At 71.6% G+C, this 24,421-nt stretch carries 25 protein-coding genes; 8 read left to right on the forward strand and 17 right to left on the reverse strand.

The features are described 5' to 3' along the window. Positions 1–203: 203 nt before the first annotated feature. Both ACF06X_RS10240 and ACF06X_RS10245 read left to right on the forward strand, forming a co-directional pair. Entirely contained in the window at positions 204–872 is a 669-nt protein-coding gene (locus ACF06X_RS10240; RefSeq protein WP_392286764.1) for a potassium channel family protein, read from the forward strand. After that, positions 872–1,555, forward strand: a complete 684-nt coding sequence (locus tag ACF06X_RS10245) for a potassium channel family protein (protein ID WP_392286765.1) — start codon at positions 872–874, stop codon at positions 1,553–1,555. Before ACF06X_RS10240 ends, ACF06X_RS10245 begins: the two co-directional genes overlap by 1 nt. 136 nt (positions 1,556–1,691) lie before the next feature. Here ACF06X_RS10245 and ACF06X_RS10250 read toward each other — a convergent pair whose 3' ends face one another. The 8 genes from ACF06X_RS10250 to ACF06X_RS10285 form a co-directional block, all read right to left on the reverse strand. Beyond that, complete coding sequence (locus tag ACF06X_RS10250; RefSeq protein ID WP_392286766.1) at positions 1,692–2,429, reverse strand: DUF3159 domain-containing protein; 738 nt, start codon at positions 2,427–2,429, stop codon at positions 1,692–1,694. A 3-nt stretch (positions 2,430–2,432) separates the two neighbouring features. Next, entirely contained in the window at positions 2,433–2,831 is a 399-nt protein-coding gene (locus tag ACF06X_RS10255; RefSeq protein ID WP_189601845.1) for an OB-fold nucleic acid binding domain-containing protein, read from the reverse strand. Positions 2,832–2,885: 54 nt separating this feature from the next. Continuing rightward, the gene (locus ACF06X_RS10260) at positions 2,886–3,572 is read right to left on the reverse strand and encodes a response regulator (protein WP_392286767.1); all 687 of its coding nucleotides are present in this window, start codon (positions 3,570–3,572) and stop codon (positions 2,886–2,888) included. Next, positions 3,569–6,118, reverse strand: a complete 2,550-nt coding sequence (locus ACF06X_RS10265) for an ATP-binding protein (protein WP_392286768.1) — start codon at positions 6,116–6,118, stop codon at positions 3,569–3,571. Before ACF06X_RS10265 ends, ACF06X_RS10260 begins: the two co-directional genes overlap by 4 nt. Positions 6,119–6,247: 129 nt before the next feature. Continuing rightward, positions 6,248–6,949, reverse strand: a complete 702-nt coding sequence (locus tag ACF06X_RS10270; protein WP_392286916.1) for an ABC transporter ATP-binding protein — start codon at positions 6,947–6,949, stop codon at positions 6,248–6,250. 201 nt (positions 6,950–7,150) lie between these two features. Beyond that, positions 7,151–7,912: a DUF3710 domain-containing protein gene (locus tag ACF06X_RS10275; RefSeq protein WP_158991356.1), complete on the reverse strand. Its 762-nt coding sequence runs from the start codon at positions 7,910–7,912 to the stop codon at positions 7,151–7,153. A gap of 1 nt (position 7,913) precedes the next feature. After that, the gene (gene dut, locus ACF06X_RS10280) at positions 7,914–8,435 is read right to left on the reverse strand and encodes a dUTP diphosphatase (RefSeq protein ID WP_392286769.1); all 522 of its coding nucleotides are present in this window, start codon (positions 8,433–8,435) and stop codon (positions 7,914–7,916) included. Further along, positions 8,435–9,019, reverse strand: a complete 585-nt coding sequence (locus ACF06X_RS10285; RefSeq protein WP_158991350.1) for a PaaI family thioesterase — start codon at positions 9,017–9,019, stop codon at positions 8,435–8,437. The genes dut and ACF06X_RS10285 overlap by 1 nt, the downstream gene beginning before the upstream one ends. Positions 9,020–9,077: 58 nt before the next feature. Here ACF06X_RS10285 and ACF06X_RS10290 point away from each other — a divergent pair, with 58 nt between their 5' ends. Further along, on the forward strand, positions 9,078–9,605 hold the full coding sequence (locus ACF06X_RS10290; protein ID WP_392286770.1) for a DUF3093 domain-containing protein: 528 nt from the start codon (positions 9,078–9,080) through the stop codon (positions 9,603–9,605). An 8-nt stretch (positions 9,606–9,613) separates the two neighbouring features. Here ACF06X_RS10290 and ACF06X_RS10295 read toward each other — a convergent pair whose 3' ends face one another. The 4 genes from ACF06X_RS10295 to ACF06X_RS10310 form a co-directional block, all read right to left on the reverse strand. Further along, entirely contained in the window at positions 9,614–10,600 is a 987-nt protein-coding gene (locus ACF06X_RS10295; protein WP_392286771.1) for a hypothetical protein, read from the reverse strand. Positions 10,601–10,612: 12 nt separating this feature from the next. Beyond that, entirely contained in the window at positions 10,613–10,909 is a 297-nt protein-coding gene (locus ACF06X_RS10300) for a DUF4193 domain-containing protein (RefSeq protein ID WP_003955561.1), read from the reverse strand. 395 nt (positions 10,910–11,304) lie between these two features. Continuing rightward, complete coding sequence (locus tag ACF06X_RS10305; RefSeq protein WP_392286772.1) at positions 11,305–12,540, reverse strand: sensor histidine kinase; 1,236 nt, start codon at positions 12,538–12,540, stop codon at positions 11,305–11,307. Between the two features lie 7 nt (positions 12,541–12,547). After that, the gene (locus tag ACF06X_RS10310) at positions 12,548–13,201 is read right to left on the reverse strand and encodes a response regulator transcription factor (RefSeq protein WP_158991339.1); all 654 of its coding nucleotides are present in this window, start codon (positions 13,199–13,201) and stop codon (positions 12,548–12,550) included. Positions 13,202–13,560: 359 nt separating this feature from the next. On the opposite strand from ACF06X_RS10310, the gene ACF06X_RS10315 reads away from it, so the two are divergent. Next, complete coding sequence (locus ACF06X_RS10315) at positions 13,561–13,734, forward strand: hypothetical protein (RefSeq protein WP_189601841.1); 174 nt, start codon at positions 13,561–13,563, stop codon at positions 13,732–13,734. Positions 13,735–13,805: 71 nt separating this feature from the next. Here ACF06X_RS10315 and ACF06X_RS10320 read toward each other — a convergent pair whose 3' ends face one another. Both ACF06X_RS10320 and ACF06X_RS10325 read right to left on the reverse strand, forming a co-directional pair. Beyond that, positions 13,806–14,609 (reverse strand): inositol monophosphatase family protein, encoded by an 804-nt coding sequence (locus ACF06X_RS10320; RefSeq protein WP_392286917.1) that lies wholly within the window; start codon positions 14,607–14,609, stop codon positions 13,806–13,808. Between the two features lie 60 nt (positions 14,610–14,669). Then, on the reverse strand, positions 14,670–15,797 hold the full coding sequence (locus ACF06X_RS10325) for a ferrochelatase (RefSeq protein ID WP_392286773.1): 1,128 nt from the start codon (positions 15,795–15,797) through the stop codon (positions 14,670–14,672). 148 nt (positions 15,798–15,945) lie between these two features. Between ACF06X_RS10325 and ACF06X_RS10330 the strand changes: the two genes are divergently transcribed. From ACF06X_RS10330 to sepH, 3 genes are all read left to right on the forward strand, one after another. Further along, entirely contained in the window at positions 15,946–17,217 is a 1,272-nt protein-coding gene (locus ACF06X_RS10330) for an MFS transporter (protein WP_392286774.1), read from the forward strand. Continuing rightward, entirely contained in the window at positions 17,189–18,496 is a 1,308-nt protein-coding gene (locus tag ACF06X_RS10335) for a D-arabinono-1,4-lactone oxidase (RefSeq protein ID WP_392286775.1), read from the forward strand. Before ACF06X_RS10330 ends, ACF06X_RS10335 begins: the two co-directional genes overlap by 29 nt. Before the next feature lie 412 nt (positions 18,497–18,908). Further along, positions 18,909–19,976 (forward strand): septation protein SepH, encoded by a 1,068-nt coding sequence (sepH, locus tag ACF06X_RS10340; RefSeq protein WP_392286776.1) that lies wholly within the window; start codon positions 18,909–18,911, stop codon positions 19,974–19,976. Positions 19,977–20,040: 64 nt separating this feature from the next. On the opposite strand, the gene ACF06X_RS10345 is transcribed toward sepH, so the two are convergent. Further along, positions 20,041–20,880, reverse strand: coding sequence for a sulfurtransferase (locus ACF06X_RS10345; RefSeq protein WP_392286777.1), 840 nt, complete (start codon positions 20,878–20,880; stop codon positions 20,041–20,043). Positions 20,881–21,179: 299 nt separating this feature from the next. Here ACF06X_RS10345 and ACF06X_RS10350 point away from each other — a divergent pair, with 299 nt between their 5' ends. Further along, complete coding sequence (locus ACF06X_RS10350; protein ID WP_392286778.1) at positions 21,180–21,953, forward strand: VOC family protein; 774 nt, start codon at positions 21,180–21,182, stop codon at positions 21,951–21,953. A 31-nt stretch (positions 21,954–21,984) separates the two neighbouring features. On the opposite strand, the gene ACF06X_RS10355 is transcribed toward ACF06X_RS10350, so the two are convergent. Together ACF06X_RS10355 and ACF06X_RS10360 are read right to left on the reverse strand one after the other, a co-directional pair. After that, on the reverse strand, positions 21,985–23,340 hold the full coding sequence (locus ACF06X_RS10355; RefSeq protein ID WP_392286779.1) for a polysialyltransferase family glycosyltransferase: 1,356 nt from the start codon (positions 23,338–23,340) through the stop codon (positions 21,985–21,987). Between the two features lie 2 nt (positions 23,341–23,342). Then, positions 23,343–24,308: a glycosyltransferase family 2 protein gene (locus ACF06X_RS10360; protein ID WP_392286780.1), complete on the reverse strand. Its 966-nt coding sequence runs from the start codon at positions 24,306–24,308 to the stop codon at positions 23,343–23,345. Positions 24,309–24,421 lie beyond the last annotated feature (113 nt).

Here is a 24,421-nt window from a genome sequence, read left to right on the forward strand (position 1 = left end):
TGCTCACCACCACCCCCAATCGGCACCGAATCTCCCTGACCGTCACCTCGGATGAGGTCCCGTCCCGGGTTGCCGCATAAGCTCGGATCGGGCAGCCCGGCAGGGTGCTGCCCGCCACGGCCCGGGCCAGTCGGGTGAGGAAAGTTGTGAGCAGGGTGTTTTCGCAGGTCAGCAAGACGATCAGGAGTGCGGGGTAAGGGGACGTGCACATCGTCATCATGGGCTGCGGGCGAGTGGGAGCCGCTCTCGCGCAGACCCTGGAGCAGCAGGGGCACACCGTCGCCGTCGTGGACCAGGACCCGACGGCTTTCCGCCGTCTGGGCTCCGGCTTCGGCGGTCGCCGCGTGACCGGCGTCGGCTTCGACCAGGACACGCTGCGTGAGGCCGGGATCGAGGACGCGGGTGCCTTCGCCGCCGTGAGCAGCGGCGACAACTCCAACATCATCGCGGCGCGGGTCGCGCGCGAGATGTTCGGCATCGAGAACGTGGCGGCGCGGATCTACGACCCCCGCCGCGCCGAGGTCTACCAGCGGCTCGGCATCCCGACCGTCGCGACCGTCCGCTGGACCGCCGACCAGATGCTGCGGCGGCTGCTCCCCTCCGGCGCGGAGCCGCTGTGGACGGACCCGAGCGGCGGCGTGCAGCTCGCCGAGGTGCACACCTCCTCGGCGTGGATCGGCCACAAGGTCAGCAGGCTGCAGGACGAGACGGGCGTGCGCGTGGCGTTCCTCACGCGGCTGGGCGAGGCGGTCATCCCGTCCTCCCAGACGGTGCTGCAGGAGGGCGACCTCGTGCACGTGATGATGCGTACGGACGAGATCGCGAAGGTCGAGGCGGCCTTCGCCGAGGGGCCTGAGGAGGGCGGTCACTGATGCGTGTCGCTATTGCGGGCGCGGGTGCGGTGGGCCGTTCCATCGCGGGCGAGCTCCTGGAGAACGGTCACGAGATCCTGCTGATCGACAAGGCGCCGACCGCCATCTCGGTGGAGCGGGTGCCGCAGGCGGAGTGGCTGCTGGCCGACGCCTGCGAGATCACGTCGCTGGACGAGGCGGCGCTGCAGCGCTGCAACGTGGTGATCGCGGCCACCGGCGACGACAAGGTGAACCTGGTCGTCTCGCTGCTGGCGAAGACCGAGTACGGCGTGCCGCGCGTGGTCGCCCGGGTGAACAACCCGAAGAACGAGTGGCTCTTCAACGAGTCGTGGGGCGTGGACGTCGCCGTGTCGACGCCGCGCCTGATGTCCGCGCTGGTGGAGGAGGCGGTGAGCGTCGGTGACCTGGTCCGGCTGCTGCGCTTCAGCCACGGTGACGCGAACCTGGTGGAGCTGACGCTTCCGCCGGAGTCGGCGATCGCGGGGACGCAGGTGGGCGACGTGGCCTGGCCGCAGGACACCTCGCTGGTGACGATCATCCGCGGCTCGCGGGTGCTGACCCCGAGCCCGGAGGAGACCCTGGAGGCGGGCGACGAGCTCCTCTTCGTGGCCGCCCAGGCGCGCGAGGAGCAGCTGGAGGACCTGTTGTCGGTCCGCCGGGCGGAGGGCTCGCCGGCGAGCTGACACGCACGCCGGACACACACGCCCGACCGCACGGCGGACAGGCACAGCGGATACGGGAAGGGCCCGGGACCTCTCAAGGTCCCGGGCCCTTCCCGTAAATCCCCTACGTAAATCCCCCACGCGTACGTACGTGGGGCTACGCCTCCGGCTGCTGGGCCGCGGCCGCCTTGCGGGCCTTCTCGGCCTCCTCCTCCGCCTCCATCTCGGCGAAGACGTCGATCGGCGGCGGGGCCTTCGAGAGGAAGAACCAGGTCAGATACACCGCGAGCAGGAAGGGTGGGATCTTCAGCGCGACGAGGACCCAGCCGAACTTGGTCGTGTCCGCCCACCAGTACATCGGGAAGAGGATCGCGCACTTGCCGAGCAGGATCAGGCCCCACGCCCAGCTCGCCTTCGCGTACGCCTTCTTACGGCCGGGGTTACGGGTCCGCCAGGAGAGGTTCTCCTTGAAGACCGGGCCCAGCATCAGACCGATCAGCGGGACGCCCGCGAGCGTGGTGATGATGTACGCGAGGGCGAGTCCGAGGGTGTAGAGCATGCCGGGCAGGTAGAAGTCCTTGGCGTTGCCGGTCATCATCGCGAAGACGACACCGAACGCCACGCCGAAGACCCCGCTGAACGCGTGCTTGACGGTGTCCCGGCGGACCAGCCGGACGGCGACGAGGACCAGCGAGACCGCCAGCGCGGCGATCGCCGAGAGGTGCAGGTCCTTGTTGATCGTGAAGATCGTGACGAACAGCAGGCCGGGCAGGACCGTCTCGACCATGCCTCGTACGCCGCCGAAGGCCTCGAAGAGCGCGGCCTCGGTGACCTCCTTCGAGGCCTGGGCGTCCTGATCCGTATCCGTCGTCGTCGGCTTGTCGAGAGACGTCACCGGCTACTCCTGTCCGAGCGGTCGGAGCTCGTATTTGGGGTTGAAGAGGACCCGCCGGCCGTGGCTCATGGAGATCCGGCCGGAGGCGATCATTTTGCGGCCCGGCTCGATGCCCACGATGGAACGCCGGCCCAGCCACACCACGTCCAGCGGGGCCGTGCCGTCGAAGAGCTCGGCCTCGAGGGCCGGAACCCCCGCCCGCGGACGCAGAGTGACCGTGCGCAAGGTACCAGTCACCTTGACTATCTGGCGGTCGGAGCAGTCGCAGATACGCGTGCACCCCGACGCCTCGGTGTCCTCCTGGAGCTCTACGGACTCCAGCTCCTCCTGAGAGGTGGACAGCCGGTCGAGCATCCGGCGGAATCGTCCGGCCGGCTTCTCTGTACGCGGTGCAGCACTCATACAGAAAGCGTACCGGCCACCTCGGAGAGCGGAACGGGCCCTGTGGACGACGGATCAGTGCTCGAAGCGGTAGCCCATGCCCGGTTCGGTGACGAAGTGCCGCGGGTGCGAGGGGTCGGCCTCCAGCTTGCGCCGCAGCTGCGCCATGTACACCCGCAGATAGTTGGTCTCGGTGCCGTACGAAGGGCCCCAGACCTCCTGGAGGAGCTGCTTCTGGCTGACCAGGCGCCCACTGTTGCGGACCAGCACTTCGAGGAGGTGCCACTCGGTGGGGGTGAGGCGGACGTCACGCCCGTCGCGGTGGACCTTCTTCGCGGCGAGGTCGACCGTGAAGCCCTCGGTCTCCACCACCACGACGCCGTCCTCGCCGCCGCCGACCGGCTCGGCCCTGCGGACCGCGGCGCGCAGCCGGGCCAGGAGCTCGTCCATCCCGAAGGGCTTGGTGACGTAGTCGTCGGCGCCCGCGTCCAGCGCCTCGACCTTCTCGTCGGAGGTCTGCCGCGCCGAGAGCACCAGGATCGGCACCCGGGTCCAGCCGCGCAGCCCCCTGATGACGTCGACGCCGTCGATGTCGGGCAGTCCCAGGTCGAGGACGATCACGTCGGGATGGCGCTCGGCGGCCAGCCGAAGGGCGGTGGCGCCGTCGGGCGCCGAGTCCACCTCGTACTTCCGCGCCTTGAGGTTGATCACCAGCGCGCGGACGATCTGCGGCTCGTCGTCGACGACGAGGACCCGGGTCATCGAAGGCATCCTTCTCTCTCTGTCTGGCTTCCGTCCGGCGGCAGCCGCCTGGTCACGGCCTTGAGGGTGAGGGTCATGGTCAGCCCGCCGCCGGGGGTGTCCTCGGCGGTGATGGTGCCGCCCATGGCCTCGACGAAGCCGCGGGCGACCGCGAGACCGAGGCCGACGCCGGAGCCGCGCGGTGCGTCCCCGAAGCGCTGGAACGGTTCGAAGATGCCGTCCTTGCTCTCCTCGGGCACGCCCGGGCCCCGGTCGACGACGCGCAGCTCGACCCGGTCGCCGAGGGCGCTCGCCGCGACGACCACGGGCACGCCGGGCGGGCTGTACTTCACCGCGTTCTCGACGATGTTGGCGACGGCCCGTTCCAGGAGGCCCTTGTCGACCTCGACCATCGGCAGGCTCTCGGGGACGTCCAGCTCGGCGCTGCCGTCGGGGACGCCGCCGAGCGCCATGGGCACGACCTCGTCCAGGTCGATGGCGCGGATCAGCGGGGTGACGGTGCCGGTCTGGAGCCGGGACATGTCCAGCAGGTTCCCCACCAGGTGGTCGAGCCGGTCGGAGCCCTCCTCGATCCCGGCGAGGAGTTCGGCCCGGTCCTCCTCGGACCACTCGACGTCGTCCGAGCGCAGGGAGGAGACGGCCGCCTTGATCCCGGCCAGCGGGGTACGCAGGTCATGGCTGACGGCGGCGAGCAGGGACGTACGGATCTTGTTGCCCTCGGCCAGTTTGCGGGCCTCCTCCGCCTCGCCGACGAGCCGCTGCCGGTCCAGGGCCACCGCGGCCTGGGCGGCGAAGGCGCCCAGCACGCGCCGGTCCTCGGCCGGCAGCACCCGGCCCGTCAGGGCGAGCGCCAGGTGTTCACCGACGGGCATGTCCACGTCGGCGTCCTCGGGCCGCGCGACGGGGCGCGTGCCGACGCTCGCCGCGCAGGTCCACGGCTCCACGTCGCTCGCGCGCTCCAGCAGGGCCACCGACTCCATGGAGAAGGTCTCCCGGACCCGCTCAAGCAGGGCGTCCAGGCTCGACTCGCCGCGCAGCACGCCGCCGGCGAGGTAGGACAGCACCTCGGACTCGGCGCGCAGCCGGGCCGCCTGGTGGGTGCGCCGGGCCGCGAGGTCCACCACGGAGGCGACGGCCGCGGCGACACCGAAGAAGACGGCGATGGCGACGATGTTCTTGGGGTCGGCGATGGAGAGCCGGTGCAGGGGCGGGCTGAAGAACCAGTTCAGCAGGAAGGAGCCGAAGGCGGCCGAGGCGAGCGCCGGGAGGAGTCCGCCGAGCAGGGCGGAGGCGACGGTGAGAGCCAGGAAGAGCAGCATGTCGTTGGCGAGACCGAGGTCGGCGTCGACATGGGTGAGGAGCAGGGTGAGCAGCGCTGGTCCGACGACGCCGGCGAGCCAGCCCCAGATGATCCGGGAGCGGCCGAGGCGGGCGCCGCGGGAGACGGGCAGTCCGCGCCCCTTGGCCACTTCCTCGTGGGTGACGATGTGGACGTCGAGGTCCGGTCCTGACTCGCGGGCGACGGTCTGGCCGACGCCGGGTCCGAGGATGTACTGCCAGGTCTTGCGCCGGCTGGAGCCGAGGACGATCTGGGTGGCGTTGACGCCTCGGGCGAACTCCAGCAGGCCGGAGGGTATGTCGTCGCCTATGACGTGGTGGAACGTTCCGCCGAGGTCTTCGACGAGCGTCCGCTGGAGGGCGAGTTCCTTGGGCGAGGCGGCGGTGAGACCGTCGCTGCGGGCGATGTAGACGGCGAGCACCTCGCCGCCCGCGCCCTTCTCGGCGAGGCGGGTGGCGCGCCGGATGAGGGTACGGCCCTCCGGTCCGCCGGTGAGCCCGACGACGATCCGTTCCCGGGCCTGCCAGGTGGAGCGGATGTTGTGCTCGCCGCGGTACCGCCGGAGGTACTCGTCGACCCGGTCGGCCGTCCACAGCAGGGCGAGCTCGCGCAGCGCGGTCAGGTTCCCCGGCCGGAAGTAGTGGGAGAGGGAGGCGTCGATGCGGTCCGGTTTGTAGATGTTGCCGTGCGCCATCCGGCGGCGCAGCGCCTCGGGCGACATGTCGACCAGCTCGATCTGGTCGGCGCGGCGTACGACCTCGTCGGGGACGGTCTCCTGCTGCCGTACGCCCGTGATCGACTCGACGACGTCGCCGAGCGATTCGAGGTGCTGGATGTTGACGGTGGAGATGACGTCGATGCCGGCGGCGAGCAGCTCCTCGATGTCCTGCCAGCGCTTGCCGTTGCGGGAGCCGGGCACGTTGGTGTGGGCGAGCTCGTCGACGAGCGCGACGGCGGGGCGGCGGGCCAGGACCGCGTCCACGTCCATCTCGGTGAAGGTGGTGCCCCGGTGGGCGAGGGAGCGGCGCGGGACCTGCTCGAGGCCGTGCAGCATGACCTCCGTACGCGGACGGTCGTGGTGCTCGACGAAGGCGACGACACAGTCCGTACCGCGCTCGACGCGCCGGTGCCCCTCGGAGAGCATCGCGTACGTCTTGCCGACGCCCGGTGCCGCGCCGAGATAGATCCGTAGCCTGCCGCGTCCCATGGCATGACCTTACGTCCAGCGAATCGGACATTCCGCGCCTGGGGTGAGGGCCGTGGAGCGTCTTGACAGGATCCTGATGCGGGCCCAGGGGCGGGACGCGAGGAGCCCGGCGGCGGACCGCCGCGGGGCTCAGTGCTCGATGATCTCGCCGTCGCTCAGCTCGAGGACCCGGTCCGCGAGGCCGAGGAGCTGGGCGTCATGGGTGGCGACGAGGGCCGTGACCCCCTCGCCGCGGACCACCGCGCGCAGGAGCTCCATCACGGCGAGCCCGGTCTCCGCGTCGAGCTGGCCCGTCGGCTCGTCGGCGATGATCAGGGCGGGCTTGTTGGCCAGGGCGCGGGCGATGGCGACGCGCTGCTGCTGGCCGCCCGAGAGCTCGCCGGGGCGCTGGGCCGCGTGGTCGGCGAGGCCGACCAGCGCGAGGAGCAGGGCGACGCGCTCCTCCCGCTCCTTCGGGTCCGCCTTGCGCAGCCGCAGGGGCACGCCGACGTTCTCCGCCGCGGTCAGGATCGGGATGAGTCCGAAGGACTGGAAGACGAAGCCGACGCGGTCCCGTCGCAGCTCCAGGAGTCCGTTCTCGCCGAGCTCCGCGAGGTCCGTGCCGTCGATGGTGATCCGGCCGTCGTCGGGGCTGTCGAGGCCGCCGACGAGGTTGAGCAGCGTGGTCTTGCCGGAGCCCGAGCGGCCCTTGAGCGCGACGAGCTCTCCGCGCGGGATGTCGAAGGAGACGCCGCGCAGGGCGTGGACGGCGGCCGCGCCCGTACCGTACGAGCGGTGGAGGTTCTCGACGCGGACCATGGGGCCGCCGGACGGGTCCTCGACCACCGCCATGCCGGAACGCGCGCTGCTCCCACTCACCCTGGTCTCCCCCGTCGTCGAACGTGTGCGCCCGTCAGTATGGGCCGCCCGGGGGCCGCGGTGCCAGGGAACGCCGGAAGATCGGGCTTCCGAAGGCCGATGGGCCGCCTCCCGCGCGTGTGGCACGGAAGGCGGCCCATCGGTCCTGGTCGGAAACCTGTGTCGGCGGACCGGTCAGCGGACCTCGGTGATCTCCGGTCCGCGCTGGAGCTGGCCCATGCCTCCGGAGAAGCGCGAGCCTTCCTGCTCCTCCTGCTGCACGCCGTCCGGCACCATCTGCGCGTCGTTCGGGAGCTTGAGGACGATCGGGTCGCGCGGGGCCATCGGGCCCTCGCCGCGGACCACCACGGTGTCCCGGACGATCTGCTCCAGGAGACCGGCCGCCTCCGGCTGCACCGCGCCCTGGCCGGAGATCACTCCGCGCAGGAACCAGCGGGGCCCGTCGACGCCCACGAAACGCACCAGCTGCACACCGCCGGTGCCGTCGGGCAGCTGCACCGGGACCTGGGCCCGCAGCTCCCAGCCCAGCGGGCCCTCGACCTCGTCGATGACACCGCCCTGCTGGGTGATGCCGCTGGCGATCTCCTCGCGGACCTCGCCCCAGATGCCTTCCTTCTTCGGTGCGGCGAACGCCTGCAGCTGCACGGCGCTGTCGCGCAGGACGACGGTGGCCGCGACGATCGCGTCGCCCGCCACCTCGACCCGCAGTTCCATGCCCTCGACTCCGGGCACGAACATGCCGCCCAGGTCCACCCGGCCGTCCTCCGGCCTGGAGACCTCGGAGATGTCCCACGGTCCGTCGGGCCGGGGCGCCGGCGGAAGGTTCACCCGACGCGGCGCACCGGCCGTGTCGTCAGTGTCGACCGCGTCGACGACCTGCTCGGCCTCGCCCGCTGCGTCCTCAGCGGCACCGCTCTTCTTGCGACGTCCGAACACGTCACTGTCCTTCCCGGTCGGATACGACCGAAGCGTATCGATTCCCACCCGTTGTGCCGTCTGTGCCGTCCACGGCGGCATGACCGCCGGTGGAACCGAAGCCCCCCTCGGCCCGCGCCGAACCGGGAAGCTCCGCCACCTCGTGGAAGCGGACCTTCTCGACCTGCTGGACGACAAGTTGGGCAATCCGGTCGAACCGTTCGAACCGCACGCTCTCGCGCGGGTCCAGATTGACCACGATCACCTTGATCTCTCCACGGTACCCGGCATCCACCGTCCCCGGGGCATTCACGAGCGCGACTCCGCAGCGAGCGGCAAGCCCGGAACGCGGGTGCACGAAGGCGGCGTAGCCGTCGGGCAGCGCGATGGAGACCCCCGTGGGCAGTACGGCCCGCTCACCGGGGGCCAGGACCGCCGCCTCGGTGGTCACCAGATCGGCACCGGCGTCGCCGGGGTGGCCGTAGGCCGGGATCGGCACGTCCGGGTCCACGCGCCGGATGAGTACGTCGACAGGGTTGCGCATCAGGGGTTCACCTCGAAGGCGCGGGCGCGCCGGACCTGGTCGGGGTCGGACATGGCCGCCTGGATCTCCTCCGGACGGCCGTTGTCGATGAAGTGGTCGACCTTGACCTCGATGAAGAGGGCGTCGGCGCGGACGGCGACGGGGCCGTCGGGCCCGCCGATCCGGCCGGTGGCGGTCGAGTAGATCTTGCGCCCGTGCACGGCGGTGACCTCGGCCTCCAGGTGCAGGACGGTGCCGACCGGGACGGGCCGCGCGAAGTCGGTCTCGAGCCGGCCGGTGACGGCGATGACCCGCAGCAGCCAGTTCAGGGAGCCGAGGGTCTCGTCGAGCGCGGTGGCGAGGACGCCGCCGTGCGCGAGGCCGGGGGCGCCCTGGTGGTCGGGGGTCACGGTGAACTCGGCGGTGACCGTCACGCCCTCGCCGGCCCGGGCCTCCAGGTGGAGCCCGTGGGGCTGGCCGCCGCCGCACCCGAAGCAGTGCTCATAGTGCGCGCCGAGCAGCTCGCCGGGGGCGGGCGCGTCGGGGTGGCGTACCGGCGGTATGGCGTCGGCCGGCGGGGTGAGGGCGGCAGATGTTGCAGTCACAGCCGCAGACCTTACCCGCGCGGGTAGGGGCGGGTCGCGCCGTGCCAAGCTTGGACGCATGCAGCCTTCCGTACCGTCCTCCGCGCCGCGCTACGACGAACGTCTGACCGCTCCCCGCTCCTGGTGGGTCATCACGGCTCTGCTGGGCCTGTCCGGTGGTCTGGTCATGTTCCCGCTGGGGACGGTTCCGACGCTCGGCGGTGTGATCGCGGCGGCCGCGCTGGCGGCCGTGGTCGTCTCTTCGTACGGCTCCGCGCGCATCCGGGTCGTGGCCGGCTCGCTGGTCGCGGGCGACGCGCGGATCCCGGTGACGGCTCTGGGGGCTCCCGAGGCGCTGGACGCGGAGGAGGCGCGCGCCTGGCGCACGTTCAAGGCCGATCCGCGCGCGTTCATGCTGCTGCGCGGCTACGTCCCCGGCGCGGTCCGTGTCGAGGTGACCGACCCGGCGGACCCGACGCCGTACGTCTATCTGTCCAGCCGTGACCCGGAGGGCCTGGTGGCGGCTCTGGAGGCGGCCCGTGCGGACGCGGCCCGTGCGGACGCGCGGGGCGCCGAGAGCGTCGGCGCGGACGGCGCGGAGGCCTAAAGCGGAGCCTAGAAGCCGATCTCCTTGGGGTTCTCGGGCTGCTCCAGCGGGGGCAGTCCCCGCAGGGCGTCCCAGGGCACCTGGCGACGGCGCAGATCCTTGCGGACGTTGTCGGCGAGCTTCTTGGTGTCGCGGCGGTTCATCAGCGCTCCGACCGCGGCTCCGACCATGAACGGCATGAGGCTGGGCAGATTGCGCACCATGCGCTTCGTGATCTGCTGACGCAGTTCACGCTTCAGCTGGCCGCCGAGCGCCGCGTTGACGGTGGTGGGCCGGGTGGGGTCGATGCCCCGTTCCTCGGTCCAGGCGGTGAGGTAGGCCGTGGAGCGCTGGGTGAGCGTGCCGGGCGGCCGCACTCCGTACACCTCGTGCAGTTCGGCGACGAGCTTGAGCTCGATCGCCGCGACTCCGGTGATCTCCGCCGCGAGCTCGGCGGGCATAGCGGGGGGTACGGGGAGCATCGCGGCGGCTCCGACGCCCGCGCCGACGGTCGAGCTGGCGTTGGCGGCGCCCGCGACGAGTTTGTCGGCGATCTGCTCGGGGCCGAGCCCGGGGAACTGCCTGCGCAGGGTCGCCAGATCCCGGACCGGTACCCGGGGGGCGATCTCGATGAGCCGGTCGGCGAGATGACCGATACCGGCTTTCGCGCTCTCGCCGCCACGCTTCACGCCGCGTTTGACGGCGTCGATCCGCGCGCGGTCGAGTTTCATGCGGTCGAACTGTGCGCGCGCCGGGCCGGTGACGCGCTGGACGGCGCCGCGACGGCGCCCGCCGTGCGGTGCCTCCCTTTCCTCCTGGTCCGACGCCGTGACCGCCTCGAGCGAGGCCGAGGGGCCTCGCTCGTCGTCACGTGCGCCGAGGGAGGGCAGGGGGGCGGCGTGCTCGGCTCCGGGAGCCTCAGGGGCACCCTCGGTCGGGCCTTGACCGCTCTGATGCGCCTCCGGCTTACCCACAAGCCGGAAGCGCCGCTTCCGAGACGGTGTGTCGCCTGCCACGGCCGACCGATCTCAGTCGCAGTCGCGGCAGATCGGCTGACCGTTCTTCTCCCGAGCCAGCTGGCTGCGGTGGTGCACGAGGAAGCAGCTCATGCAGGTGAACTCGTCGGCCTGCTTGGGCAGGACCCGTACGGCGAGCTCCTCGTTCGACAGATCGGCGCCCGGCAGCTCAAGACCTTCGGCGGCCTCGAACTCGTCGACGTCGACCGTCGACGTCGACTTGTCGTTCCGGCGGGCCTTCAGTTCCTCAAGGCTGTCCGAATCGACGTCGTCGTCGGTCTTGCGTGGGGTGTCGTAATCCGTTGCCATGTCGCTCTCCCCCTCTGGGTGGTTGCGGTGTCTCCAGCGCACGTAACGCGTGAGAGGCCGGACTTGTGCCCGACCCGAGGCGGAGATTTTGCCTCACATCAAGGTCTGTTACTCAATCGACACCCAATCCGCTCTCTCATGAGTGACCGGCTTTGGGTGGCGAACGGGACCGTACACGGTCCACCTACCGTCCCTCACGGGCGCCACCCCGTGTACTTCCCGTCATCCCGACCCCCGGAAACCCGGACTTTTCCAGGTTTTCCGATGGAATTCCCGATCACGGAGAGTAGAGGGACGGATGCCTGCTCCTGTGATCGATCACACATGGCCGTCTCAGGAACGGGGTCCGAAAATTCCGCGCAAAGCGAACGGAACCGGCTGGTACCCGAAGTGTGTCAGATCGGGAGAGTGACACGCATCACGAGACCACCGCCTTCGCGGGGCTCGGCGATGATACGGCCACCGTGGGCCCGCGCGACGGAGCGGGCGATCGACAGGCCGAGACCCACGCCCCGGTCGCTGCCGGTCCGCTCCTGCCGCAGCCGTCTGAACGGCTCGAAGAGGTTGTCGATCTCGTACGCGGGAACCACGGGACCCGTGTTCGACACCACCAGGACCGCCTGGCCGTGCTCGGTCGAGGTCGTGACCTCCACCCAGCCGTCCTCCGGGATGTTGTACCGGACGGCGTTCTGGACCAGGTTCAGCGCGATCCGCTCCAGGAGGACGCCGTTGCCCTGGACCACGGCGGGTGCCCGCTCGCCGCGGATCTCCACGCCCTTGGCCTCGGCCTCGGCGTGCAGCTGGTCGATGGCGTGCGAGGCGACCTCGGCGAGGTCGACGGGCTTGCGCTCGACGATCTGGTTGTCGCTCCGGGCGAGCAGCAGCAGACCTTCCACGAGCTGCTCGCTGCGCTCGTTGGTGGCGAGCAGCGTCTTGCCGAGCTGCTGCAGCTCCACGGGCGCCCCGGGGTCCGAGAGGTGGACCTCCAGGAGGGTGCGGTTGATCGCCAGCGGCGTGCGCAGCTCGTGCGAGGCGTTCGCGACGAACCGCTGCTGGGCGGTGAAGGCCCGCTCCAGGCGCTCCAGCATCTCGTCGAAGGTGTCCGCGAGCTCCTTCAGCTCGTCGTCCGGGCCGTCCAGCTCGATCCGCCGGGCCAGATCGGATCCGGCCACCTGGCGGGCGGTACGGGTGATCCGGCCCAGCGGGGACAGGACGCGGCCCGCCATGGCGTAGCCGAAGGCGAAGGCGATGATGCTCAGCCCGAGGAGGGCGAACAGGGAGCGGCGCAGCAGGTCGTCGAGCGCCAGGTCACGCTGGTGCTGGAGACAGGCTGAGACGGCCTGGTGGAGCTGGTCGCCGGTGCCCGAGTCGGGCAGCCTGCACCAGGACGTGGTGGGCTGGACCGTGCCGCTGACCACCTTGAAGGGCAGCTCCGAGGCGCTGTCGCCCAGCGCCTGCGCGGTGAAGAGGTAGATGATCGACAGCAGCAGGATGCCGGCGATCAGGAACATCCCGCCGTACAGCAGGGTGAGCCGTATCCGGATCGTCGGACGGAGCAGGGGCCGGACGGGGTCCCTGGGGTCCCAGGTGGGCTTCGGAGGCGCCTGAGGGGGCGCGGGAGTCGCGGCCACCGGGGGATCAGATCCGGTAGCCGGAGCCGGGGACGGTGACGATGACGGGCGGCTCCCCCAGCTTGCGGCGCAGGGTCATCACCGTGACCCGTACGACGTTGGTGAAGGGGTCGGTGTTCTCGTCCCAGGCCTTCTCCAGGAGCTGCTCGGCCGAGACGACCGCGCCCTCGCTGCGCATCAGCACCTCCAGGACCGCGAACTCCTTCGGCGCGAGCTGGACCTCCTTGCCGTCGCGGAAGACCTCGCGGCGGTTGGGGTCGAGCTTGATCCCGGCGCGTTCCAGGACGGGCGGCAGCGGCACGGTGGTGCGCCGGCCGAGGGCCCGCACGCGCGCGGTGAGCTCGGTGAAGGCGAAGGGCTTGGGGAGGTAGTCGTCGGCGCCGAGCTCCAGGCCCTCGACGCGGTCGCTGACGTCACCGGAGGCGGTGAGCATCAGGACGCGGGTCGGCATGCCGAGTTCGACGATCTTGCGGCAGACGTCGTCGCCGTGGACCAGGGGGAGGTCCCGGTCGAGGACGACCACGTCGTAGTCGTTCACCCCGACGCGTTCCAGGGCGGCGGCGCCGTCGTACACGACGTCGACGGCCATGGCCTCCCGGCGCAGACCGGTGGCCACCGCATCGGCGAGCAGCTGCTCGTCCTCGACGACGAGTACGCGCACGTCGTAATTCCTTCCTGCGAGCCCTTGCCCTCGCCTGTTCTCGACGTGGACCCGGGCGGTTTCTGCGCACGGACTGTGCGCGTCCATCCTGCCCCGTACGCGCGTAAACCGGCTGTAAGACGGCTTGGGGCCGGCGACACCCGGGCAGGGGACGGGCGAGGGGTGGGAAGAATTCACCTGAATCACGGGCCAGTTGAGGTTTCTGTGAGGAAGCTCCCGGGGAGGACGTCTGCACACCCCGCGATCACGCTCTGTTCCGTGTACGCCACGAGCCGCTCTGTCCCCCCAGAGTTGCAGTGAGTGATCGACCCACCCTCGGCACACCCCCGTGCCACCGACCCATGACGAGGGGGCGCACGATGGACGCTTTCACCGCAGGACTGCTGCAGCGCATCAGGACCGCGCAGACCGACCTCACACGGGCTCGCGAGACGGGCGACGACTTCCTCGCGGACGTCGAGCAGGCCGAGCTCGACGACCTGCACCGCCTGGCCGCCGAGCACGGCGTGGAGGTCGGCGCCGCCAGCGCCTGACCCTTGACGCGCAGGGGCCCCGACGCCGTCGGCGTCGGGGCCCCTGCGCGTCCGGGCGCGGCCGGCGCACGTCAGTCGTGCCAGGCGCCGAACTCCTCCAGGAGCTCCTGGAGCGGCTCGAAGACGCCGGGCGGGGCCGCGACCGTCAGCTCGCCCGAGGGACGCTCACCGGGGCGTCCACCGGTCAGGGCGCCCGCCTCCCTGGCGATCAGGTCGCCTGCCGCGAGGTCCCACGGGTTGAGCCCGCGTTCGTAGTAGCCGTCGAGGCGGCCGGCCGCGACGTCGCAGAGGTCGATGGCGGCGGAGCCGCCGCGGCGGATGTCGCGCAGCCGGGGGACGAGGTGCCGGGCGACCTCTGCCTGACGGGCGCGGCGGGTCTGGACGTAGGCGAACCCGGTGGAGATCAGGGCCTGGTCCAGCGGGGCCGGGGGGCGGGCGGCGAGCCGGCGCTCGCCGGCGTACGCGCCGCCGCCGAGGACCGCGTGGTACGTCTCGCGGCGCATCGGGGCCTCGACCACCCCGACGAGCGTCTCGCCGTCCCGTTCGGCGGCGATGGAGACGGCCCAGGTCGGCAGCCCGTAGAGATAGTTCACGGTGCCGTCGAGCGGGTCGATCACCCAGCGGACGCCGCTGGAGCCGGGGCTGGCGGCGCCCTCCTCACCGAGGAAGCCGTCCTCGGGACGGTGTTCGGCGAGGAAGCCGGTGATCAGCTTCTCGGCGGCGATGTCCATCTCGGTGACGACGTCGATCGGGCTGGTCTTGGTCCTCGCCACCGCGAGGTCGTCCGGCCGCCCGTCGCGCAGCAGCGCGCCCGCCCTGCGCCCGGCCTCCAGGGCGAGGGCGAGCAGCTCGGCCCGGAGCGGGTCGGCCGGCACCGGGCCGGCCGGCGGGGAATCGGCGGGAACGGGGTTCACGGGCTCGGTCACAGGCGCTCCTCAGGCGTACGGACTGTCGGCACCGGCCGCCGCCGGCCGCTCCACCCTGGCCGGGCAGCAGCCGATCGGGCAGAGGTCGTGGGAGGGCCCCAGGGCGCCCAGGGCACACCGCTCGGCCCTGGCCCCGCGCTCGTGGGCCGCGCGCTCCAGGAGGAGGTCGCGCACGGCGGCCGCGAACCGGGGGTCTGCGCCGACGGTCGCCGAGCGCCGCACCGGGAGTCCCAGCTCGGCGGCCTTGGCGGTGGCCTCCGTGTCGAGGTCGTAGAGGACCTCCATGTGGTCGGAGACGAAGCCGATCGGGACCATGACGGCGGCCGGGGCCCCGGCCGCGTGCAGCTCCTCCAGGTGGTCGCAGATGTCCGGCTCCAGCCACGGGATGTGGGGGGCGCCGCTGCGGGACTGGTAGACGAGCTTCCAGGGGTGTTCGACGCCGGTCTCCTCACGGACCGCGTCGACGATCAGACGGGCCACGTCCAGATGCTGCTTCACATAGGCGCCGCCCTTTCCGTGGTCACCGACGGGTCCGGAGGTGTCGGCCGCGGACTCGGGGATGGAGTGGGTGGTGAAGGCGAGGTGCGCGCCGGCGCGGACCGGCTCGTCGAGCTCTGCCAGCGAGGCGAGGACGCCTTCGACCATGGGCCGGACGAAGCCAGGGTGGTTGAAATAGTGCCGGAGCTTGTCGACCCGGGGCAGCGGCAGTCCCTCGGCCTCCAGCTCGGCCAGCGCGTCGGCGAGGTTCTCGCGGTACTGGCGGCAGCCGGAGTAGGAGGCGTACGCGCTGGTGGTGAGGACGGCGATGTGGCGCCTGCCGTCGGTGACCATCTCGCGCAGAGTGTCGGTGAGGTACGGCGCCCAGTTCCGGTTTCCCCAGTAGACCGGCAGGTCGAGGCCGGCCCGCCGGAAGTCCGTGCGCAGCGCGTCGAGCAGCGCGCGGTTCTGGTCGTTGATCGGGCTGACGCCGCCGAAGAGGAAGTAGTGCTGCCCCACTTCCTTGAGCCGCTCCTTGGGGATGCCTCGGCCGCGGGTGACGTTCTCCAGGAAGGGGACGACGTCGTCCGGCCCCTCGGGGCCGCCGAAGGAGAGCAGCAGGAGGGCGTCGTACGGGGCGGGATCGTGCTGATCGGACATGGCACCGATCCTCCCACCCGGCGCTGACAGCCGGTGGCGCGGCCCGTCCGAAAAAGAAGCTGCCCGCATCCAGTTCAACACCGTAGGCTTTAGTAATTAATTACACGTGTTGAGCAGACGCGTGATGAGCAGACGCCCGGAGATCCTCTTGCCCAGTCCCTATCGCGCGATCTTCGCGGCGCCCGGCACCCGGTCCTTCTCGGTGGCGGGCTTCTTCGGCCGTATGCCGCTCTCCATGATGGGCATCGGCATCGTGACCATGATCTCCCAGGTCACCGGGCGGTACGGCCTGGCGGGCGCCCTGTCCGCGGCGCTGGCGATGTCGGCGGCCGTGCTGGGCCCGCAGATCTCCCGGATGGTCGACCGCTACGGCCAGCGGCGGGTGCTGCGTCCGGCGACCCTCGTCTCGCTCGTGGCGGGCGCGGGGCTGCTGATCTGCGTCCAGCGGGAGGCCCCCGACTGGACCCTGTTCGTCTTCACGGCCCTCGTGGGCTGTGTGCCGAGCGTCGGCGCCATGACCCGGGCCCGATGGGCGGAGATCTACCGGGGCTCGGCGCGCGAGCTGCACACCGCGTACAGCTGGGAGTCGATCGTCGACGAGGTGTGCTTCATCTTCGGTCCGATCATCTCCATCGGTCTGTCGACCGTCTGGTTCCCCGAGGCCGGCCCGCTGTTCGCGGGCGTCTTCCTCGCCATCGGCGTCTTCTGGCTGACCTCACAGCGCGCCACCGAGCCGCGCCCGCACCCCAAGGGGGAGCACTCCGGCGGTTCCGCGCTCCGCTCCCCCGGTCTGCGGGTGCTCGCGCTCGCCTTCGTCGCCACCGGCGCGATCTTCGGCTCGGTGGACGTCGTGACGGTCGCCTTCGCCGAGGAGGAGGGCCACAAGGCCGCCGCCAGCCTGGTGCTCGCGGTGTACGCGCTGGGCTCCTGCCTGGCCGGCGCCGTGTTCGGTCTGCTCCACCTGAAGAGCGAGCCGTCCCGCAGGTGGCTCCTGGGTGTCTGCGCGATGGCCGTGAGTATGATCCCCCTCCTACTGGCCGGGAACTTGCCGTTGCTGGCCGTGGCGCTCTTTGTCGCGGGCCTGTCCATCGCACCGACGATGGTGACCACCATGGCCCTCGTCGAAGCGCACGTACCGCGCACCAAACTGACCGAGGGCATGACCTGGACAGGGACCGGGCTCGCCATCGGGGTGGCGCTCGGCTCCTCGGCCGCCGGCTGGGTCGTCGACGCGTCGGGTGCGGAGGCGGGGTACGTGGTGCCCGTCGTCTCGGGCGCGCTCGCGGTCGCGGTGGGGCTCCTGGGGTACCGCCGGCTGCGCAGGCCGGTGCCGACTGGGGAGGGGCAGCGTGAGCGGGCCGACGACAGGGCAGTCACAGCGATCGACGAGCGTGAGGACGGCGAGCACCCCGTGGCGTAACTGGGCGGGCAATGTCACCTCCCGTCCGGTACGGGAGGTGAGCCCGGCCTCGGCCGAGGAGCTCGCCGACGCGGTGCGGAAGGCCGCGGCGGACGGGCTGCGGGTGAAGACGGTCGGGACCGGCCACTCCTTCACCTCGATCGCCGCCACGGACGGCGTGCTGATCCGCCCGGACCTGCTGACGGGAATCCGGCGGATCGACCGCGAGGCCATGACCGTCACCGTGGAGTCGGGCACTCCGCTGAAGCGGCTCAACGTGGCGCTGGCCCGGGAGGGCCTGTCGCTCACGAACATGGGCGACATCATGGAGCAGACGGTCGCCGGTGCGACCTCGACCGGCACCCACGGCACGGGCCGCGACTCGGCCTCGATCGCCGCCCAGATCCGCGAGCTGGAGCTGGTCACCGCCGACGGGCGGCTGATGACCTGTTCGGAGAAGGAGCGGCCCGAGGTCTTCGCCGCCGCCCGGATCGGGCTCGGCGCGCTCGGCGTCGTCACCGCGATCACCTTCGCCGTGGAGCCGATTTTCCTGCTCACCGCGCGCGAGGAGCCGATGACCTTCGACCGGGTCACCTCGGAGTTCGACGCGCTGCACGCCGAGAACGAGCACTTCGAGTTCTACTGGTTCCCCCACACGGACAACTGCAACACCAAGCGCAACAACCGCAGCGCCGGCCCCGCCGCCCCGCCCGGCACGGTCAGCGGCTGGATCGAGGACGAGCTGCTCTCCAACGGCCTCTTCCAGGTCGCCTGTTCCCTGGGCCGCGCGGTCCCCCCGGTCATCCCGTCGATCGCCCGGATCTCCAGCCGCGCGCTGTCCGCCCGTACGTACACCGACATTCCGTACAAGGTCTTCACCTCCCCGCGCCGCGTGCGCTTCCTGGAGATGGAGTACGCCCTTCCGCGCGAGGCGGCCGTCGCGGCGCTGCGCGAGCTGAAGGCGATGATCGAACGCTCGCCGCTGAAGGTGAGCTTCCCGGTGGAGGTGCGTACGGCGCCGGCCGACGACATCGCGCTCTCCACGGCCTCGGGCCGTGAGACCGCGTACATCGCCGTGCACCTCTACAAGGGGACGCCCCACCGCGGGTACTTCACCGCGGTGGAGCGCATCATGACGGCGCACAGCGGCCGGCCGCACTGGGGCAAGGTGCACACGCGGGACGCCGCGTACTTCTCCGAGGTCTATCCGCGCTTCGCGGAGTTCACGGAGGTACGGGACCGGCTGGACCCGGACCGGCTGTTCGCCAACGACTATCTGCGCCGGGTCCTGGGCGACTGACGGTCGATCAGGCGGGGGCGAATGGTTTCGTTTCTGGTTTTTCTGTGAAGAGTGACACGTAAGGGTGAGGCCGGCGGAGACTCAACTCCCGTACCTCGGGAGAACTTGGGCGGCGTGCCGGTCCACCCAGGTGGTCCGAATGGAGTACTGTGTCGAGCCCTGGGTCCGTGCTCCCGCGAGGGTGCTCGGCTCTGCGGGAGGGGGCCGAAGGCGGCACTCGAACCGGCGGCGCCGCGGCACCGCACGGGCGCCTGCTGCACAGCGTGACCACCGGTCACTCTGCGTTGCAAAATAGGTAACCGTGCCATAACGGCGTACCAGGGTCCATGCCCGACACGCCGGGCAACTCGGCAAGGTTGTGGCAGGCTGCACCCGGGCAGGCCACACTCGACTAGCGGAAGCAGCGACGCACGTGACGTCGGCAGGCACCACCCGGGAGGTCCCCATGCCCGAACTGCGTGTCGTGGCCGTCTCCAACGACGGCACACGACTGGTGCTGAAGGCTGCTGACAGCACGGAGTACACGCTTCCGATCGACGAGCGGCTGCGCGCCGCCGTGCGCAACGACCGAGCGCGGCTCGGTCAGATCGAGATCGAGGTGGAGAGCCACCTCCGCCCCCGCGACATCCAGGCGCGGATACGCGCCGGAGCCTCCGCGGAGGAGGTCGCCCAGCTCGCCGGGATCCCCGTCGACCGCGTGCGGCGCTTCGAGGGCCCCGTCCTCGCGGAGCGGGCGTTCATGGCGGAGCGGGCCCGCAAGACTCCCGTACGCCGGCCCGGGGAGAACACCGGACCGCAGCTCGGCGAGGCCGTGCAGGAGCGGCTGCTGCTGCGCGGGGCCGAGAAGGACACCGTGCAGTGGGACTCCTGGCGCCGCGACGACGGCACGTGGGAGGTGCTGCTCGTCTACCGCGTGGCGGGCGAGGTCCACACGGCGAGCTGGACGTACGACCCGCCCAGGCGGCTCGTCCAGGCCGTGGACGACGAGGCGCGCGCGCTCATCGGCGAGACCGACGACACCATCGCCGCCGCGCCCGAGCCGAGCTTCCCGTTCGTGCCGCGGATCGCCCGGCTGCCGCGCGACCGGCCGCTGGACCGCGCCCTGGACCGCCAGTTGGAGCGTGCGCCCGTGCCCGCCCCGGAGCCGGAGGAGGAACGGGACTCGCTGACCAGCCTGCTGGAGGCGGTGCCGAGCTTCCGCGGCGACCTGGTCGTCCCCGACCGGACCGCCGAACCGGTCCCGATCGATCCCTCCGACGACCCGGAGGCGGAGGAGCCCCCGGCTCCGGCGGCCTCCGCGGGCGCCGGCTCGGCCTACGCCGACGTCCTGATGCCCCGTGCGGTCTCCGGACACCGCGACCGCCTGACGGGCACGACGGACCGTCAGGCCGAGGCGGACGGCGTCCGACCGGGCCGCCGCGCGGCGGTCCCGAGCTGGGACGAGATCGTCTTCGGAACCCGGCGGAAGAAGCAGGACTGACGCTGTACGGGAGAGAGGGGCCGCGCCGTTTCGGCGCGGCCCCCCTTCCTTTTTCGGCTTCGCCCTACTTCGGGGCGGGGCCCTTCGCCACCGGGCGGGCCGGGTCGCGGGACCACTCCGACCAGGAGCCCGCGTAGAGGGCGGCCGGGATGCCGGCGATCTCCAGGGCGAGAACCTCGTGGGCGCCGGAGACGCCCGAGCCGCAGTAGACGGCGACCTCCTTGTCCGCGGTGGCGCCGAGCGCGGAGAAGCGGGCGGCCAGGGCCTCCGCCGGCAGGAAGCGGCCCTCCTCGTCCACGTTCTGGGTCGTCGGGGCCGACACCGCGCCGGGGATGTGCCCGCCGACCGGATCGATGGGCTCCACATCGCCCCGGTACCGCTCCGCGGCCCGCGCGTCGAGCAGCAATCCCGCCTCGGGCCCCGCGCCGGCGAGGGCCGCCGCACCGTCCGCGTCGAGCAGCCCGAGCGCGCCCGGCACGGGGACGAAGTCGCCCGGTTCCGGCCTCGGGGTCTCCTTCGACAGCTCCCCCGTCCAGGCCGCGAGCCCTCCGTCCAGGACGCGTACGTCCGGGTGGCCGGTCCAGCGCAGCAGCCACCAGGCGCGGGCCGCGCCCCAGCCGAGCCCGCCGTCGTAGACGACGACCGGCGTGTCCGCCGAGACCCCCGCCCGGCGCATCGTCGCCCCGAACGCCGCCACGTCGGGCAGCGGGTGCCGGCCGCCGGCGCCGGGCGGACCGGCCAGTTCCGCGTCCAGGTCGACGTAGACCGCGCCGGGGAGATGGCCGGCCTCGTACGCGGGCCGTCCGGGCGGGCCGCCGAGCTCCCAGCGGACGTCGAGCAGGACGGGGGGCCTGGCTCCCGCGGACTCGCTCACGAGTTCGCTTGCCGTGATGATGGGCTTCATGGGTGCCATCCTCGCGCAGCGCGCGCCGACGATGGCCCGAACAGCCGACGGCAATCCAGGCATCCTCCTGTGGGATCGCGCCAAAATCCGGCGCGGCCGTGGCGCACGGCGCGCCCGGTGGTGCGAGCATCGACCCGGGCACGCGACCGAGGCGTGCGTACGACGGCCGCACGGCGGGTACGGATGCGCCACGAATTCCCCACGGACCTGGTGTTCCGCCCCCGTCGCCTCGTACGACCTCGCGCGCATGCACCTGTCCCCCCGCACGGCCACGACGATGGTCCGAGGAGAGAGTGACGATGACCGCGGCGACTCGGCGCACACCGGGTACACCCTGTTGGGTGAGTTTGATGGTGCATGGGATTGACGCGACGCAGGAGTTCTACGGAGCTCTCTTCGGCTGGGAGTTCGCGCCCGGCCCTCAGCAGCTCGGCCCGTACGTCCGCGCGCTGCTCGACGGCAGGGAGCTGGCCGGCATCGGCCAGCTGCCGCCCGACCGCCACCTGCCCGTCGCCTGGACGACCTATCTGGCCTCGGACGACGCCGGCGAGACGGCGGAGTCCATCCGCAGCTGCGGCGGAACAGTCGCGGTCGGGCCGCTGGACGCGGGCGAGGCCGGGCGGATGGTGATCTGCTCGGACCCGACCGGGGCCGTCTTCGGCGTCTGGCAGGCCGGGCTGCACCACGGCGCCGCGGCGGCGGGCCCGCCCGGGACGCCGGTCTGGAACGAACTGCTGACGTACGAGACGTCGGCGGTCGGCAAGTTCTACCGGACGGTCTTCGGGTACGAGGCCGAGCCGACCGTCTCCGCCGACTTCGACTACCTCACCCTGCGCGTCGACGGCAGGCCGGTGGCGTCGCTGCACGGCGTCGGCTCCGCGCTCCCGCGTGACCGGGGACCCCACTGGATGACGTACTTCGAGGTCGCCGACACGGACGCGGCCGCCGACCTCGTCACCGAGCTGGGCGGCCAGGTGCTGAAGCCGCCCGCCGAGGGCACGACGGGCCGTCATGCCCTGGTGGCGGACCCGGAGGGCGCGGTCTTCACGATCGTCCGCTCGGCCGGCGACTGAGACCGCTGCCGCCCGCGCCCGCCCCGGGGTGTCAGCTCCTGCCGCTCCGGGCCAGGCTCCGGCGGAGCCGGGACGCGGAGCGGGGGGAGCCGCCGGGCAGTCCGAGCTCGGTCAGCCGTTCCACCGGGAAGTACCGCGCGGTGGTCTCGTCGCCCTGTCGGGCGGCGAGGAACCGGGCGGTCTCGTCCCGCAGCAGGGGGTGGAGCCTCGGCTGCATGCAGTACCCCACCGCGCGGACGAGCGGCGTCAAGGTCGGCGGAGCGTTCCCCGGCACGGCGGGACCCGAGCCGGATTCGAGGTCCGGCACGATGTGGTCCACGACGGTCAGCGGCACGCGGTTGCTGTTCTCGTAGGGCCGCAGCCGCTCCAGGACCGTCTCGGTGCCCACCCGGGCGATCGGCACGTCGTAGTACACGGACGCGGTGAGCATCGCGGTGGAGAAGCAGCCCACGACGAGCCGGGGCCGGCAGCGCTCGTAGAACGTCTCGGCGAGCAGCGGGCCGTCCAGGACGGTCAGCCGTACGCCGATCTCCTCGGCCGCCTCGTGCAGGGCGAGCGAGTAGCGGGCGGGCGCGGTCGGATGCGGCTTGAAGACCACCGATGTGTGTCCGGCGGCCGCGGCTCCGCGCACCATGCGGACGTGCAGTTCCTCCTCCTCGTCGGCGGTGAGGATGGAGAGGGCGGCGAGGTACTGGCCGAGAAGGAGGGCGGTGGGGGCGGCCGCGACCGCCTCCGCGAGGCGTCGGTCGCCCTTGGCGTCCTCGGCGTCTTTGGCGTCCTCGGCGATCTCCGCGAGGACGCCGCGGAAGGCGGCGTCGGGTACGAGTTCGGGTTCGACGCCGTACTCGGAGAGGAGCAGCGGACGCAGCCCCGGCACCAGGTCGAGATGGAGCAGCCGATGGACGCGGCAGGCGATCGACTGCGGCAGCTCGGCGCGGGTCGGCCCGTAGCTCATGAGCCCGTCGGCGTAGAGCTGGACGGAGCTCTCGGCGAAGACGGCGGCGAGCGCCTTGGCGGGGTTGACCTGGATGGACTCGACGATCAGCTCGACCGGCGCGCCGCCCAGGTCCCACGCCGTCCGGAACACCCGCTGCCACAGCGGCGCCTCCTCGGGGCGGGGCGCCCAGGAGCTCGGGTGGTGGGGGTGGATCGCCTCGTTCCAGTCGATCGTCTCGTCGAAGCGGGCGGCGATGCGGCCGTAGCCGGTCATCTCGTCGAGCCGCAGCGCCGTCTCCGGGATCTCGGCGTTGTTCGCCACGAGCAGGACGCGCCGGGCGTCCTCGCGGGCGCCGAACAGGCCGGCGTCGAGCGCCGCCGCCAGGGTGGCCGCTCCGTACAGCGTCGACACCTGGAAGATCTGCGTCGGGGTACGCGGATGCGGGTTCATGGTCAGGCGGTCCTTCCGGTGGCGCGCAGGCTCCGGAGCAGCGTGGCACGTGCGCTGTCCATCGTCGCCAGGGTCTCGTCGAGCACCTGCTGCGGCATGCGGCGCAGGGCGTCCGTCACGTTCTGCTTGAGCCGCTTGGTGACGGCGGGCTCGTACTGGCCGGCCTTGCCCATGTGGAAGGCGATCATGGCGCAGTAGGTGCGGACCGCCTTCGGCAGGAAGCGGTCGGCCTCGGCGTCCTTCGACACCTCTTCGAGGAGAAGGTCGTAGGACGGGATGAAGTCGAGCTGGCGATGGTCGGTGATCTGGGTGAGAGACGTGGTGACACCGCGCCGGTAGAAGACGCCGTGCAGGCTGAGCGCCGCGAATGTGGTGGCTTTCAGATGGAGGCGCCAGATCCAGAGCCGGTCTTCGGCGGTGCGCAATGTCGTCTCGAATCGGGAGGCGCCGTTCTCGAAAAGGCGGCCGCTGTAGATCCCGAAGGGGACGAAGGGATAGTCGACCATCGTGACCATGCTCGCCGGGGCGATTCCGTCCCGCGGATCCATCACCGTGTCGCGCTTCTTGGCGGGCGCGTAGCGAATTGCGCGCGACCTTCCGTTCGACTGCACATGGTCGGTACGGGCGAAGTCGCAGCCCAGGGCCTCGATGGAGTCGACCATGGCGCGCAGGTGGCCGGGGGCGTACCAGTCGTCGCCGTCGAGGAAGGTGACGTACTCCCCGGTCGCGGCGTCCAGACCGGTGTTGCGCGCCTGGGCCACCCCGAGGTTCGTCTCGTGGCGGATCACGGTGGCGTGCGGGATACGACTCCGCCAACGGTCGAGGACATACGGTGTGTCGTCCGTGGAGCAGTCGTCGATCAGCAGGAACTCGAAGTCCGGGTCCGCGTTGTTCGCGAGGCTGCGCATGGTGTCGGGGGCGTAGATCCCGACATTGTGGAGAGGCACGATGACGGACAGTTTCGGCACACGGAATCCCAACACTCACACAGTCGATCAATCGATCGCTCGACCTCTTGAGCGATCGTGGCGCCCGAGCGTTCACACGGACGAAAGCCGGTCAGGTCGGCAGCGTATCGATC

Source organism: Streptomyces sp. NPDC015346 (assembly GCF_043078785.1).
Lineage (GTDB): Bacteria > Actinomycetota > Actinomycetes > Streptomycetales > Streptomycetaceae > Streptomyces.